The sequence below is a fragment of the Pseudomonas gessardii genome (genome assembly GCF_001983165.1).
GTDB lineage: Bacteria > Pseudomonadota > Gammaproteobacteria > Pseudomonadales > Pseudomonadaceae > Aquipseudomonas > Aquipseudomonas gessardii.
The window spans coordinates 25,621-39,201 of record NZ_MNPU01000025.1 but is presented as its reverse complement, the minus strand read 5'-3'; the positions used below and the strand labels follow the sequence as shown (position 1 = coordinate 39,201).

At 65.2% G+C, this 13,581-nt stretch carries 14 protein-coding genes; 10 read left to right on the top strand and 4 right to left on the bottom strand.

Annotation, left to right across the window (positions count from 1 at the left end; translation table 11 throughout):
- Positions 1 to 50 precede the first annotated feature (50 nt).
- The 3 genes from tatC to tatA are packed head-to-tail and all read right to left on the bottom strand — an operon-like array spanning position 51 to position 1,296.
- Entirely contained in the window at positions 51 to 788 is a 738-nt protein-coding gene (gene tatC / locus BLL38_RS17740; RefSeq protein WP_076963712.1) for a twin-arginine translocase subunit TatC, read from the bottom strand.
- Positions 785 to 1,081 carry a Sec-independent protein translocase protein TatB gene (gene tatB / locus BLL38_RS17735; protein WP_076963711.1) on the bottom strand — a complete coding sequence of 99 codons (297 nt, stop codon included), beginning with the start codon at positions 1,079 to 1,081 and terminating at the stop codon, positions 785 to 787. Before tatB ends, tatC begins: the two co-directional genes overlap by 4 nt.
- Positions 1,081 to 1,296 (bottom strand): twin-arginine translocase TatA/TatE family subunit, encoded by a 216-nt coding sequence (tatA, locus tag BLL38_RS17730; protein ID WP_076963710.1) that lies wholly within the window; start codon positions 1,294 to 1,296, stop codon positions 1,081 to 1,083. The genes tatB and tatA overlap by 1 nt, the downstream gene beginning before the upstream one ends.
- A gap of 161 nt (positions 1,297 to 1,457) precedes the next feature.
- Here tatA and gspK point away from each other — a divergent pair, with 161 nt between their 5' ends.
- Positions 1,458 to 2,423: a type II secretion system minor pseudopilin GspK gene (gspK, locus tag BLL38_RS17725; protein ID WP_076963709.1), complete on the top strand. Its 966-nt coding sequence runs from the start codon at positions 1,458 to 1,460 to the stop codon at positions 2,421 to 2,423.
- Positions 2,424 to 2,749: 326 nt separating this feature from the next.
- Here gspK and BLL38_RS17720 read toward each other — a convergent pair whose 3' ends face one another.
- Positions 2,750 to 4,780, bottom strand: coding sequence for a PhoX family protein (locus BLL38_RS17720; RefSeq protein WP_076963708.1), 2,031 nt, complete (start codon positions 4,778 to 4,780; stop codon positions 2,750 to 2,752).
- A gap of 229 nt (positions 4,781 to 5,009) precedes the next feature.
- Between BLL38_RS17720 and BLL38_RS17715 the strand changes: the two genes are divergently transcribed.
- Genes BLL38_RS17715 through BLL38_RS17675 form a run of 9 tightly spaced genes read left to right on the top strand, consistent with a single transcriptional unit; the run spans position 5,010 to position 13,568 of the window.
- Positions 5,010 to 6,662 (top strand): bifunctional UDP-sugar hydrolase/5'-nucleotidase, encoded by a 1,653-nt coding sequence (locus BLL38_RS17715; RefSeq protein WP_076963707.1) that lies wholly within the window; start codon positions 5,010 to 5,012, stop codon positions 6,660 to 6,662.
- Positions 6,659 to 7,078, top strand: coding sequence for a hypothetical protein (locus BLL38_RS17710; protein WP_076963706.1), 420 nt, complete (start codon positions 6,659 to 6,661; stop codon positions 7,076 to 7,078). Before BLL38_RS17715 ends, BLL38_RS17710 begins: the two co-directional genes overlap by 4 nt.
- Positions 7,079 to 7,091: 13 nt before the next feature.
- On the top strand, positions 7,092 to 9,035 hold the full coding sequence (gene gspD / locus BLL38_RS17705) for a type II secretion system secretin GspD (protein WP_076963749.1): 1,944 nt from the start codon (positions 7,092 to 7,094) through the stop codon (positions 9,033 to 9,035).
- A 5-nt stretch (positions 9,036 to 9,040) separates the two neighbouring features.
- The gene (locus BLL38_RS17700; RefSeq protein ID WP_083743079.1) at positions 9,041 to 10,489 is read left to right on the top strand and encodes a GspE/PulE family protein; all 1,449 of its coding nucleotides are present in this window, start codon (positions 9,041 to 9,043) and stop codon (positions 10,487 to 10,489) included.
- The gene (gene gspF / locus BLL38_RS17695; protein ID WP_076963705.1) at positions 10,489 to 11,691 is read left to right on the top strand and encodes a type II secretion system inner membrane protein GspF; all 1,203 of its coding nucleotides are present in this window, start codon (positions 10,489 to 10,491) and stop codon (positions 11,689 to 11,691) included. The genes BLL38_RS17700 and gspF overlap by 1 nt, the downstream gene beginning before the upstream one ends.
- Before the next feature lie 32 nt (positions 11,692 to 11,723).
- Complete coding sequence (gene gspG / locus BLL38_RS17690; RefSeq protein ID WP_076963704.1) at positions 11,724 to 12,167, top strand: type II secretion system major pseudopilin GspG; 444 nt, start codon at positions 11,724 to 11,726, stop codon at positions 12,165 to 12,167.
- 2 nt (positions 12,168 to 12,169) lie between these two features.
- On the top strand, positions 12,170 to 12,619 hold the full coding sequence (gene gspH / locus BLL38_RS17685; protein ID WP_076963703.1) for a type II secretion system minor pseudopilin GspH: 450 nt from the start codon (positions 12,170 to 12,172) through the stop codon (positions 12,617 to 12,619).
- Complete coding sequence (locus BLL38_RS17680; RefSeq protein ID WP_076963702.1) at positions 12,616 to 12,981, top strand: type II secretion system protein; 366 nt, start codon at positions 12,616 to 12,618, stop codon at positions 12,979 to 12,981. Before gspH ends, BLL38_RS17680 begins: the two co-directional genes overlap by 4 nt.
- Positions 12,978 to 13,568: a PulJ/GspJ family protein gene (locus BLL38_RS17675; RefSeq protein ID WP_076963701.1), complete on the top strand. Its 591-nt coding sequence runs from the start codon at positions 12,978 to 12,980 to the stop codon at positions 13,566 to 13,568. The genes BLL38_RS17680 and BLL38_RS17675 overlap by 4 nt, the downstream gene beginning before the upstream one ends.
- Positions 13,569 to 13,581 lie beyond the last annotated feature (13 nt).

Here is a 13,581-nt window from a genome sequence, read left to right as displayed (position 1 = left end):
TTACTAAGTCAACATTTTGTTTAATGCTCCCGCCGCGGGTGGCGGTGGCATCAGGGGCGCGGGGTGCTCACCGACCGGCTGGCCAGCAGCCCCAGCTCGAACAGAATCCACATTGGCACCGCCAGCATGGTTTGCGAAAACACATCCGGCGGAGTCAGCAGCATGCCCACCACAAAGCAGCCGACGATCACATACGGGCGGCTTTTTTGCAGGGTCTGCACATCGGTGATGCCGGCCCAGATCACCAGGAAAGTCGCCACCGGGATTTCAAAGGCCAGGCCGAACGCCAGCAACAGCGCGAGGATGAAATCCAGGTACAGGGCGATATCGGTCATCATCGCCACGCCGTCCGGGGTCACGCTGGTAAAGAAGCCGAACATCATCGGGAACACCAGGAAAAACGCAAACGCCATGCCCGCGTAAAACAGCACCACGCTGGCGGCCAGCAACCAGGCGGCGGTGCGGCGCTCCTGGCGGTACACCGCCGGCGCGATCATGCCCCAGGCCTGGTGCAGCAACAGCGGCATGCTGATGAACAGGGCGATCATCAGGGTCAGCTTGAGCGGTGCCAGGAACGGTGAGGTCACCCCGGTGGCGATCATGGTGGCGCCGCTGGGCAAGAAGTCGCGCAACGGTTGCGAGACGAAGCTGTAGAGCTTTTGGGCAAAGGGGAACAGCGCGCAAAACACCAGGACGATCGCCAGGACGCAGCGCACCAGGCGCGAACGCAACCGGGTCAGGTGGCCGGTCACCGACAGGCGCGGGGCAGGCAGGGGCAGGTCGCTCATGGGGCAGGGTGTCCTGGGGAAGGGGTGGTGGTTGGCGGCAGCGGGGCGTCCAGGCGGATGCCGTCGCGCAGTTGCTGCTCCAGTTGCCGCAAGGGTTGCTGGTCGATGCCCTTGAGCAAATGCTCGTTGTCCAGTTCCTGGGTGACCTGGGCCTTGAGCGTGTTCATCGCCCGCTTGGCCCGGCCCAGCCATAGCCCGGCATTGCGCGCGGCAATCGGCAGGCGTTCGGGGCCCAGCACCAGCAGGGCCACCAGGCCCACCAGCAGCAGTTCGCTAAAACCGATATCGAACATCAGCGTTGGCTGTCAGCAGGGCGCTGAGGTTCGGCGTGTACCTCAAGGCTGGTCTTGTCCGCCGCCTGGGCGCCGGGTTCGTTGCCCATGGAGGAGCGAAAGCCCTTGATGGCCTCGCCCACATCGCTGCCCAGGCCCTTGAGGCGCCGGGTGCCGAACAGCATGACCACGATCAGCAGCACGATGACCAGTTGCCAAATCCCTATACCACCCATAACGCCACTCCAAGCCATTGATTTGAAATATGAAGGCGCAGTTTGCCGAGGCTTTATGACGGCGCGGTGACGTTTTTGCGGGAATTGTGTGAGCCTGCCACCTGGTTGAAACATCCACTGTGTTGACTGTCGCCAGGATCGACATAAAAGGTGGCAGGGCAATGGACAGAAAACGGCAGCAGGGGGCGGCATTGTTGATGGTGCTGGTGGCCCTGGCGATGCTGGCGGGCGGCATGGCCTGGATGGTCGAGCAGGGGCGCCAGCAGGTCGACAGCGTGCGCCTGGTGCAACAGCGGGTGCAGGCGCGGGCCATCGAGCGGGCGGCGCTGGCCTTTACCGAACAGGCCCTGCAAGACCCGCTGTGGCGCGCCAGCCCGTTGTTCTGGCAGGCCATGCGTGGGCAGCCGTTGAGCTACGACTTCAAGGGGGGCAAGGCGAGCATCCAGATTCGCGACCTGCACACCTGCTTCAACGTCAACGCCCTGATCGGCCCCGAAGCCGAGCGAGCCCAGCGCCAGTTGGTGCATCTGCTGGGCGCCGACATGGCCGCCGAACGCCTGGCCCAGACCCTGGCCGACTGGCTCGACGCCGACCAACAGACCCGCCTGCAAGGTGCCGAAAGCAACGAATACCTGCGTCAATCACCACCACGCCTGGCGGCCAATCAACGCATGCGCGATATCAGCGAGCTGAACCTGCTGGCGCTGCCCGACCCGCTGCGGGCGTTGCGCTACCCGCAGTTATGCAGCCTGGACGAGACCGCTGGCTGGCGCCTGAATGCCAATGCGTTGAGCCTGGACATGCTACCGCTGCTGGATGCGTTGTATGAGGGTGAGGTGTCGCGTTCGCTGCTGACCCGGCTGGTCAGTGCGCGCCCGGCAGGGGGCTATCGCGATGCCGGCGAACTGCGCCAGGCTTTGGGGGCGGTGGATGACGCACTGTTCGAGCGCTTGAGCGAAGGACTGCAGCTCAATGGTGACCACTTCCTGCTGCAACTGGATATCGACCTGGATGGCCAACGGTTTCGCAGCCAGTACCGTGTCGAAGCCCAGGGGGTGGTGAAGTGGCATGCGCGGGTGCCGGCGCAGGGCATGCTGCTGCGCTCGCGGGAGCCGTTGCCGTTATAGAAAAGACAGTGGGGCCGCGGGCTTGTGTGGGAGCGGGCTTGCCCGCGATGACGGTGGTGAAGTCAGCATTTTTTGCCGGCTGCTAGACCGCTATCGCAGGCAAGCCAGCTCCCACATTTGCTTTGTGGTGTGGCAGTGATCCCACAGGTTGATTTTGAGTGCACCCCAAAGCAACTGTGGGAGCTGTCGAGCCCCGGCGAGGCTGCGATAGCGGTGGGTCAGCCAACATCAATGCTGGCCATGACCTCGTCATCGCAGCCCCGCCGGAACTCGACAGCTCCCACAAGGCCAGTGAGGCGGGAACCAGGCCGGCTCCTGCCTCGCTATCAGATCGCCAATTCCCCCCCATCGGCCCGCTGGATTACCACGGTGGATGCCCGCGCCCGCACCTTGCCCACGGTGACGTCGGTCGCCACATTGGTGGATGGCCAGTTGCTTGGATGCTGGATGTTGATAAACACCGTCTTGTTGTCCGGCGTAAAGGTCACCCCGGTCACTTCCGAACCATTGGGCCCTACGAAGAAGCGCCGCAGGTCCGCCTGGTTCTGTGCATTGACCGGCACTTGCTTGCCCTGGGCATCGACCATATTGGTGGGGATCACCACCAGCATCTGGTCGTTGGTGTAGTCGGTCAGGGTTTTTTCGCCGTTGTCGGTCTGGATCCACATCACGCCGCGGCTGTCGAAGGTCATGCCGTCGGGGCTGGCGAACTGGTTCAGTGTGGTCAGGCCCGAGCGGTTGAGGTCCGGGGCGCCGGCGGCGTTGGCGCCAAACACAAAGATGTCCCAGGTGAAGGCCACCTGGTTATCGGCGTCATGCCAGCGAATGATGTGCCCGTGCTTGTTGTTTACGCGCGGGTTGGCGGCGTTGGCCACGGTGCGGCTGGTGTTGTTGGTGAGCGTCAGGTACACGTCGCCATTGAGTGGGTTGACCGAGGTCCATTCCGGGCGGTCCATCGGCGTCGCGCCCACGGCGTCGGCTGCGCCACGGGTGTTGAGGATGATCCCCGGCAGGTCGGTGAACTTCGCGCCCAGGGTGCTGCCATCCACGGTCGGGCTGGCCACGTCGAGCAGCAACCAGTTGCCGCTGCCGTCGGCATTGAAGCGCGCCACGTAGAGTTTGCCGCTGTCCATGTACTTGGCGCCGGTGGCCAGGCGATCGCTGGGGTTGGCGTCTGCCGGATCCCACAAGGCGGTGGAGACGAATTTGTACAGGTACTCGTTCTGCGAGTCGTCGCCGCTGTAGAACACCACTGGCTTGCCGGCGGTGGTCAGGCCCGGCCAGCAACCTTCGTGACGGAAACGGCCGAGCGCGGTGCGTTTCACGGCGCGGGTCGCGGCGTTGTACGGGTCGATCTCGACGATGTAGCCATAGGTGCTGGCTTCGTTGCGGTAGTCGTCGGTGGCCGTGGCGCCGCTTGGGGTGACGTTGAAACGGCTGAACTCGCCATTCACTTCGCTGGGGTCACCTGCGACGCTCTCCCAGCGATAGTTGCCGTTGCTGGTGCCCACGCCGATGCGTACCTGGTCGGCCGGGCGGTTGCCGCTGCGGTTGACGAAAATCCCAGGCCAGTTTTCTTCGCAGGTGAGGTAGGTGCCCCACGGCGTGTAGCCATTGCCGCAGTTGTTGTTGGTGCCACGGGTCTGGGTGCCGGTTGGCGAAAACTTGGTCTTGACGTGTTCGGTGCCTTTCATCGGCCCCGCCAGATCCATCAGCGTGGCCGAGGTGAAGCGACGGTTCAGCGGATCATTTTCCATCACCTGCCAGCGGCCATTGACCTTAGTCACACGCATCACACCCGCGCCGTGGGCGTTGATTTCCTTGCGCACTTCTTCCACCGGGCGCACGCCGCCGATCAGGGTGGCGCCATTGGGGTGCAGTTCGGCCTGTTCGATGTATTCGTGGTTGATCGCAATCAGGCCGTCAGTGGAGCTGCCATTGATCGGGAAGAAGCGCATGCCATCGTGGTTCATGCCGACCGAGTTGGCCTGGTCGGTGGAGGTATTGGTGCCATCGCTTTTCCACGCAGCCGCATTGCTGTTGAGCGGTGTGCCCCAGGGCGCGAGGATGTGCGCGGTGTAGCCGGCCGCCACGGTGCAGCCATCGGTGCGCGAGCCGGGGATCGAGTTGAAGCCCAGTTTCAATGCCGGCTTGCCGGGTTCGGTCGGGGTGTCGTGGTCAGAGCCACCGCCGCTGTCAAAGCAGCCTGTCAGGCCGGTGCCGGCAATCATGGCGATCGCGGCGCCGAGCCCGCCCCGGACCACACTGCGGCGGCTCAGGTAGGCCGTGAGTACCGATTCCATCGGCTCATTGAGGCTCAGGTTGCGATTCTGGTTGTCGCCAGTCTCTCGACTCATTTCTCAGGTCCTTTGTAGATCACGATTTTTGAAAGGAGCCCGAACTCTAAGAGCCGAATATGATGATTCGCGGTCGGTTTTGTTAAAAATGTATTTAAGTTTAATTTTTTTATTTCTTTTTGTTGCAGGTTTGCATATTTCACTCCTGTTAAAAAACTGACATTAAACCGTCATTAATTGACCCCCACTATGCCGCCCTTAAAGCAGTTAGCCTCAGGGTGAGAGAACAATGGCTTCAATGGTGCGGCGCGATGTATTGGGATGGATGACGCTGGGCGCCTGTGCGCCGTGGCTGGCCGGCTGCTCTAGCCGGGGGGCTGCGGCGGGGCCTGCGGACAGCCAGCCGGTCGACCTGCTGTACATTGCCGACACCCTCGATGCCCGCCTGCCGGGTCGCCCGGTCGTGCCCGCCACCCGCCTGGGGCCGGCGACACGGATCGGCCAGGCGCCGTGGATTACCGGGGCCAATGCGCGTTTTCGCCAGGCTGATGGCAGCTCGTTGGATGGCCTGCTGGATGCCTCCTTAAGTGACGGTGTGCAAACCGGTGGCTATGCGGTACTCGGTGCCGTGTTGCAACGCCTGCGCGATGAAGCCGGGCCTGAGAATAGCCTGACCCTGGAAAACGGCCAGTGCTGGAACGGCAGCGGCCTGGCGTACCTGACCCGTGGCTTGTCCGGGGTCCAGGGCAGCCAGTTGCTCGGTAGCGAGGTGCGGGTCAGCAGCGATGAGCGCGTGCTGTGGCCCGAACAATGCCAGGGCCTGTACCAGCAATTCGGTCAGCCGGTGCTGGGCGCCGGGCTGGCCAGCAACCAGGCGCAACGCCTGGCCACCCCGGGTATGCAGGTGTTCCGCCGGGGCGGCGTGCGCATCGCCGTGGTCGGCATTACCGACCCTTATGCACGGGACCAGCAAGCCTCCTTGAAACAATGGTTGCACAGCCTGCAACCGGTGCTCGCCCAGGCCCGCGAAGAAGCCGACCTGGTGGTGGCCCTGGCCGATGTCGGCACCGGGCCGGGGTTCTGGCTGGCCGAGCGCCTGAGCCAGGTGGACCTGATGCTGTGTGCCCGTGGCCAGGACCTGTGGCCGCAACCGGTAGAGATCCTGCAAAGCTCCGGCAAGCGTGTCCCGGTGGTGCTGGGCGGAACCCGGGCCAGCGGCGCCTTCCGCATCCGCTGCCAGGCGCAGGCGGGGCAATGGCGCTTTGAGGCGCGCTTCTTTGCGGCCCAGGCCAGCGCGTTGGACGCTACCGCCCAGGCCCACGCCCAGCGCCTGCAACCACGCTTGCAGCAACAGCGCGCCGCCCATGCCGCCTGGCTCGACCAACCCCTGGCCAAGGCCCCGGAAAACCTCTGGCGCCGCGATGTGCGCGCCGGCAGTTGGGACCGCCTGTTGCACCAGGCCCTGGCCCGCGAGCCCAAGAGCGCGGTGCTGCTGCCGGGCCTGCGCTACGACAGCCCCCTGGCCCGTGGCCAGATGATTACCCGCGAACACCTGATCAGCCTGAGTGCCAGTTACCCGGCGCCGGTGGTGGATGTCCCGGCGCAGCAGGTGCGCCAGGTCCTGGAAAACGGCGCCGAGCAACTGTTTGGCGAGCCACTGCTGCTGGATAACAGCCAGGACTTGCCGCGCTGGCTCGGCCAGCCCTGGCAGGTCACCTATAGCCCGGGCGGCAAGCGGGTCAGTGAGTTTGCCGAACCGGTCGGCACCTGCCGCACCTTTGGCCTGGGTTTTGCCGCCGAGGCTGGGCAACCGCTGTGGCAACACCTTGAAGGCTGGTTGCGCGAGCAGCCGGCGGATTGGCAACTGGCGCCGCTGCAACTGCCCGAAGTGCGCTATGTGCAGGGGCACCCGGGGTGGCATCCACGGAGCCTGGCCACTTGAGCCGTGCAAGCAACCTGTTGTTGGCAACGCTGCTGGCCTGGCTGGCGGCGCAATGTGTGCTGCAACTGTGGCACGGCATCGCCCAGCCGGTCGTGCCCTACGCGCCAGCGGCGCCGGTCGCCGACCTGTTGAGCAACCACTGGACGCCACGCCAGGCACCCAGCGACGACCTGCCGTTGACCACGCTCAAGGTCGATTACCTGGGCAGCCTCAAGGCCACGCCGTTACGCGCCACGGTGTTGGTGCTGCGCTATCAGCAACAAGAACGCACGCTGACCCTGGGTCAGCGCCTGGCCCCGGGCATCGTCTTGCAGGACATCGATGAACGCGGGCTGATTTTCGACAATCAAGGGCAGCGCGAGCGCTTGCCATGGCCGACTGAGCGACCGGTGATCGGCCTCAAGCGCAAGGAATGAACCGACGATGCACATGATCAATAAATACCTGGGCCTGAGCGCCTTGTGCCTGGCCTTGAGCGTGACCCCGGCCCACGCCGAAGACGCGCCGGCCTTGTATGAAGTGAATTTCATCGACACCGAACTCAGTGACTTTATCGACAGCGTGTCGCGCATCACCAACACCACCTTCATCATCGACCCACGGGTCAAGGGCAAGGTCACGGTGCGCAGCCTGGATATGCTCGGCAGCGAGGCCATCTATGACATCTTCCTCGCCCAATTGCGCGCCCAGGGTTTTGCCGCCGTCAACCTGCCCAATGGCAGTGTGAAGATCGTGCCGGACCAGGCCGCGCGCCTGGAGCCGGTGCCGGTGGAATCTACGCGTCAGGCTGCGCAAGCCAACGACGGCATGGCCACCCGGGTATTCAGCGTGCGCAATGCTGCCAGCGAACAGATGCTCAACATCCTCAAGCCGCTGATCGACCCCCGGGTCGGGGTGATCAGCCCATACCCGTCGGCCAACCTGCTGGTGATCACCGACTGGCGCAGCAACCTCGACCGTATCGACAGCCTGTTGCAACAACTCGATCAGGTCAGCCAGGAACCCCTGGAAGTGCTGCCCCTGGTCAATGCCAGCGCCAACGACACCGCGCAACTGATGACCCGTCTGCTGGCCCGCGAGCAGGGCGCCGATGGTGCGCAGGTGGTGGCCGACCCGCGCAGCAATGCGTTGCTGGTGCGCGGCAGTGCCGATAGCCGCCAGCGGGTGCGCGCGCTGCTCAAGCAATTGGACCAGCCGCAAAATGCCTTGCGCCCGTCGAACACTGTGGTGATGTACCTGCGCCATGCCAATGCGGCTGAGGTGGTCAAGGTGCTGCGCGGCTTGAGCCAGGACACCCCTGGCGCCGCTGGCGAAGGCGTGCCCACGGAAGGCGCGCCCAAGCAGATGGCGGCCAGCGCCTCGGGGATCCGCATGGAATCGGAGGAGGGCACCAATGCCGTGGTGATGGTCGGCCCGGACAGCGAAATCGCCGCCTACCGCACCATCGTCGAACAACTGGATATCCGCCGCGCCCAGGTGGTGGTGGAGGCAATCATCGCCGAAGTCTCCGACACCCGCGCCCAGGAGCTGGGGGTGCAATGGCTGTTTCTGGGCGACTCGTTTGGTGGCGGCGCGGTGAACTTTACCAATGGCGGGACGAGTATCGCCGGCCTGGCGGGGGCCGCAGCCAGCGGCGACACCGCAGGCCTGGGCAAGCTGTTGGCCAATGTGCCGGGGGCGACCGCAGGCTTCGGTAAGCTCAATGGCGGCGGGCTGAACTTTATTGCGCTGCTCAATGCGCTGAAAAGCGAAAGCGGTTTCAACCTGCTCTCGACCCCGACCCTGCTGACCCTGGACAACGCCGAGGCATCGATCCTGGTGGGCCAGGAAGTGCCGTTTGTGACGGGCTCGGTAACGCAGAACAACACCAACCCCTACCAGACCATCGAGCGCAAGGAAGTGGGGATCAAGTTGCGGATCAAGCCGCAGATCAATATCGACAACACCGTGCGCCTGGACATTGTGCAAGAAGTCTCGTCGATTGCCGACAGCACCGGCGCCAGCGATGTGATCACCAACAAGCGCGAGATCAAGACCAAGGTCATGGTCGAAGACAACGGCCTGGTGGTGCTCGGCGGGCTGATCGGCGACGAGGCCAAGAACAGTGACCAGCGGGTGCCGTGGCTCGGCGATATCCCCGGGGTCGGGCGGCTGTTCCGCTCCAACGCCAGCCAGCGTACCAAGCAGAACCTGATGGTGTTTATCCGCCCGCGGATCATGCGCGACGGCGAGACCCTGGCCCAATTGAGCAGCGAGAAATACCGCAACCTCAAGGCCAACTCGAACCTGGCATTGCCCGCCATCTCGGACAACAACGCCTTGCTGCGCCTGTTCCCGGCCAGCCGCGAGCGCCTCGACGAGGGCGTGTGGTGAGCACGTTGTTGCCGTATCGACTGGCACGCCAGGCGGGGCTGGCGCGGGCGCCTGGCGCGCAAGGCTGGACTTTGTGCCTGCGCGAGGATGTCGACACCGACGCCTTGCAGGAAGTGTTGCGCGTGCATGGCTTGCCATCGGCGGTCGAGCACCTTGACCCGGCCCAGTACGAACGGCGCCTGGGCGCCTTGTACCAGGCCGGCGAGTCGGCCACGGCGGCGTTGATCGAGGGCATCGGCGAGCAGGTCGATCTCGACAGCCTGATCAGCGAACTGCCGCGTATCGAAGACCTGCTGGAGAGCGACAACGAGGCGCCGGTGATCCGCCTGATCAACGGTCTGTTCGCCGAAGGCCTGCGCCTGCGGGCCTCGGATATCCATATCGAGACCTTCGAGCAGAGCCTGGTGGTGCGCCTGCGGGTCGATGGCCATCTGCGCGAAATCCTGCGCCCGCCACGGGCCTTGTCGGCCATGCTGGTGTCGCGGATCAAGGTCATGGCGCGCCTGGATATCGCCGAAAAACGCCAGCCCCAGGACGGGCGCATCACCCTGCGCTCCGGCGGGCGCGAGGTGGATATCCGCGTCTCGACCTTGCCTGGCATCCATGGCGAGCGCGTGGTGATGCGCGTGCTGGACAAGCAGGCCAACCTGCTGGACCTGAATAACCTGGGCATGCCCGCCGATGTGGAGCAGGCGTTGCGCGCCTGCCTGTCGCGGCCCAACGGGATCTTGCTGAGCACCGGGCCCACCGGCTCGGGCAAGACCACCACGCTGTATGCCAGCCTCAATGCGCTGAACGATGGCTCGTGCAATATCCTCACCGTCGAAGACCCGGTGGAATACGCGATTACCGGCATCGGCCAGACCGCGATCAACCCCCGTGCCGGCATGACCTTCGCCAGCGGCCTGCGGGCGATCCTGCGCCAGGACCCGGACGTAATCATGCTCGGCGAAATCCGCGACCAGGAGACCGCGCAAATTGCCGTGCAAGCCAGCCTCACCGGGCACCTGGTGCTGTCGACGCTGCACACTAACAGCGCGGTGGGCGCGGTCACCCGGCTGCGCGACATGGGCATCGAACCGTTCCTGATCGCCTCCAGCCTCAAGGGCGTGATGGCCCAGCGTCTGGTGCGGCGCCTGTGCCATTGCGCAACGCCGGCGCCCTTGCAGGCCGCCGAGCGTCAGCTGTGGCCGGAGTTGGCCACCCTCGAACAAAGCTTTCACCCCCAGGGCTGCGACGACTGCCAGGGCAGTGGCTACCACGGGCGGATCGGCCTCTACGAATTCATCACCCTGGATGCCGGGTTGATCAGCCTGCTGTACGACGGCGCCAGCGAAGCGGCCATGCACGAATACCTCGCCGACAAACGCCAGAGCCTGACCGCCATGGCCACCGACTGCCTGCGCCGTGGCGACACCAGCCTGGAGCAGGTCTTGCGTGCGGTGCGTGACTGATGCCGACCTATCGCTACCAGGCGCTGGACCTGCGCGGCAATCGCCGCAAAGCCAGCATCCAGGCCGAAAGCGAGCGCCATGCCCGGCAACTGCTGCGTGAGCAGGGCCTGTTTGCCCGTGAGTTGCAGGTGCAGGGCGCAAGCCTGTCGAGCCCGCGTGGGCAACGCTTGAACCATGGCCAGCTGTGCGAGTTGACCCGCCAGTTGGCCACGCTGTTGAGTGCCGGCATCCCCCTGGTGGATGCCCTGGCCACCCTGGAACGCCAACTGGCGGAACCGGCGATTCGCAACCTGCTGGTGGCGGTGCGCGGCGCCCTGGGCGAGGGCTTGAGCCTGGCCCAGAGCCTGCGGCGCCAGGGCGGGCAGTTCAACACCCTGTATTGCGCACTGGTGGAGGCTGGCGAGCGCTCGGGCAAGCTGGCGCCGGTCCTGGAGCGCCTGGCCGAGCACCTGGAGCAAGTGCAGAAGCAGCGGCACAAGGCGCGCACGGCGTTGATCTACCCGGCGGTGCTGATCCTGGTGTCGCTGGCGGTGGTGATCGGCCTGATGACTTTTGTGGTGCCCAAGCTCACCGAGCAGTTCAGCCACACCGGGCAAAGCCTGCCGCTGATTACCCGGGTGCTGATCGGCGCCAGCGAGGGCCTGGTGATGCTTGGCCCGTGGTTGCTGGGGCTGGGCTTGCTGCTGGCGCTGGGCGCGCGGCTGTTGTTGCGCCAGGCGGTATGGCGTTTGCGCCGCGACCGCCTGGCGTTGCGCCTGCCGCGCATCGGCGTGCTGTTGGCGGTGCTGGAAAGCGCCCGGGTCTCGCGCAGCCTGGCGATTTTGCTGGGCAGTGGCGTGCCGTTGCTTGAGTCCCTGGAGGTGGCCACCGCCACGGTCGGCAACCGGCAGATCCACCAGGCCCTGGAGGCGGTGCGTGAGCAGGTCGAAGGCGGCGTGACCCTGTACCGCGCCCTGAGTGCCAGCGGGCACTTCCCGCCGATGCTGTTGAACATGGTCGCCAGCGGCGAGGCCAGCGGCACCTTGCCCGACATGCTGGAGCGCGTGGCCGACAACCAGGAGCGTGGGTTTGCACGCCAGGTCGACCTGCTGCTGGCGTTATTTGAACCCCTGATGATTCTGCTGATGGGCGCGGTGGTGTTGTTCATCGTGCTGGCCGTGCTGCTGCCGATCATGCAGCTCAATCAGGGCCTGAGTTTTTGAACCTAGACAACCTGAAAATGGAGAAGCACGCCATGAGTGGCATTCCTGTAGTCAAGCGTCGCGAGCGCGGTTTCACCCTGATGGAAATCATGGTGGTGATTTTTATCATCGGCCTGCTGATCGCTGTGGTCGCCCCCAGTGTGCTCGGCAGCCAGGACAAAGCCATGCGCCAGAAGGCCCTGGCCGACCTGGCGACCCTGGAGCAGGCGCTGGATATGTACCGCCTCGACAACCTGCGGTTTCCCACCGCCGAGCAGGGTTTGCAAGCCCTGGTCAGCAAGCCGAGCCTGGAGCCGCTGCCGCGCAGTTGGCGCGCCGACGGCTACATCCGTCGCCTGCCCCAGGACCCATGGGGCAATGCCTATGGCTACCGCACACCCGGGCAGCATGGCCGGGTGGATCTGTTTTCCCTGGGCGCCGATGGCCAGGAAGGCGGCGAAGGCACCGATGCCGATATTGGTAACTGGGACCTCTAGGCATGCCGCGCAGTCGTGGGTTTTCGCTTCTGGAAATGCTGGTGGTGTTGTTGATCGTCGGCTTGTTCAGTGCCCTGGGCGTGGCCTACCTGGATGCCGGCCAGGCGCCGATGCGCCAGGCCCTGGCCCAGTTGGCCAATGAGGCGCGCAGCCAGGCCGCCCAGGCCCGGCATGCCGGGCAGTTGCTGGGCTTGCGCTGGAATGGCCGCAGCCCTGAATTCGTGCGCTGGCAGGCGGGGCAGGGCGCGCCTGGGTGGCAGGTCGCACCGTCGCGCGCCGCGCCGTGGCCGGCCGGCTTGCAACCGGACTGGCCGGTGAGCCGCGAGCCTCAGGTGATGTTCACCCCCTCGGGGCTGGCGCGCCCGGTGTCACTCACCTGGCGCTGGGCCGAGGGCCGCGAGCGCTGGCAATGGCAAACGGACAACACCTTGCATATCGCGACCCTGCCATGAAGCGCCAACAGGGGTTTACCTTGCTCGAAGTCATGGTCGCCCTGGGGATTGCCGCGTTGATGGCGGTGATGGTCAGCCAGTTGCTGCGCCAGCGCATCGCGACCCACCAGGCCGTCGCCCAACACCGCCTGGGCAGTTTGTGCGCACGGGAGCTGGAGGCGCGGTTTGGCGTGGAGCAGTACTGGCCGCAGATCAATGCGGTGAGCGGCGAGTTGCGCCAGGGGCATGCCACCTGTCATTGGCAACTGACCCTGGGCAATACCGGGGTCAAGCGCTTGCGCCGGGGTGAGTTGAGCTTATTTGCCGATCCCCAGCAGCGTCAGCCCCTGGGCCAGTTCAGCCTGTTTCTGGTGCGCCCATGAAGGCGGCGCAGCGCGGCTTGACCCTGGTCGAGCTGTTGGTGGCCATGGCCCTCACGGCGGTGGTCGGGGTGTTACTGGCGGCCTTGGTCAATGGCTGGGTCAAAGTGCGTGAGCGTCTGGAGGAGCCGGGCAGCGAACCTCAGGTATTGGAGTTCTGCATGGCCCTGGAGCGCCGCTTCGACGCCCTGGTGTTGCGCCAGTTGTACGAGCAGCGCCTGCCCCTGGACCTGGCCTGGCTGGAGTGGCAGCCGGGCCTTGGACAATTGCAGTGGGTGGCCCTGGGCGCCTGGCCGCCGGCCGAGGGCGCATCGCGGGTGCAACGCCAGCGCCTGGTGTTCGATGGGCGCCAGCAGCGCCTGGAGCTGTGGGCCTCGGCCGACCTGTACGCCGCCGACAAGCCGCGCTGGGAGCTCAAGGCGGCACTGGCGCCGGTCGAGCGCGCCACATTCAGTTTTTACCAGGGCACGCGCTGGCTGGCCTTTCCTTCTACTGTCGCCGCCCAGCCCAATCGCGGCGTGCGGATCGAGTTCGAGCACCATGGAGCCCCTTATGTCTGTACTTTTGCCTTTCCCGATACCCAGCCATGAGCCGGAGCGCAGG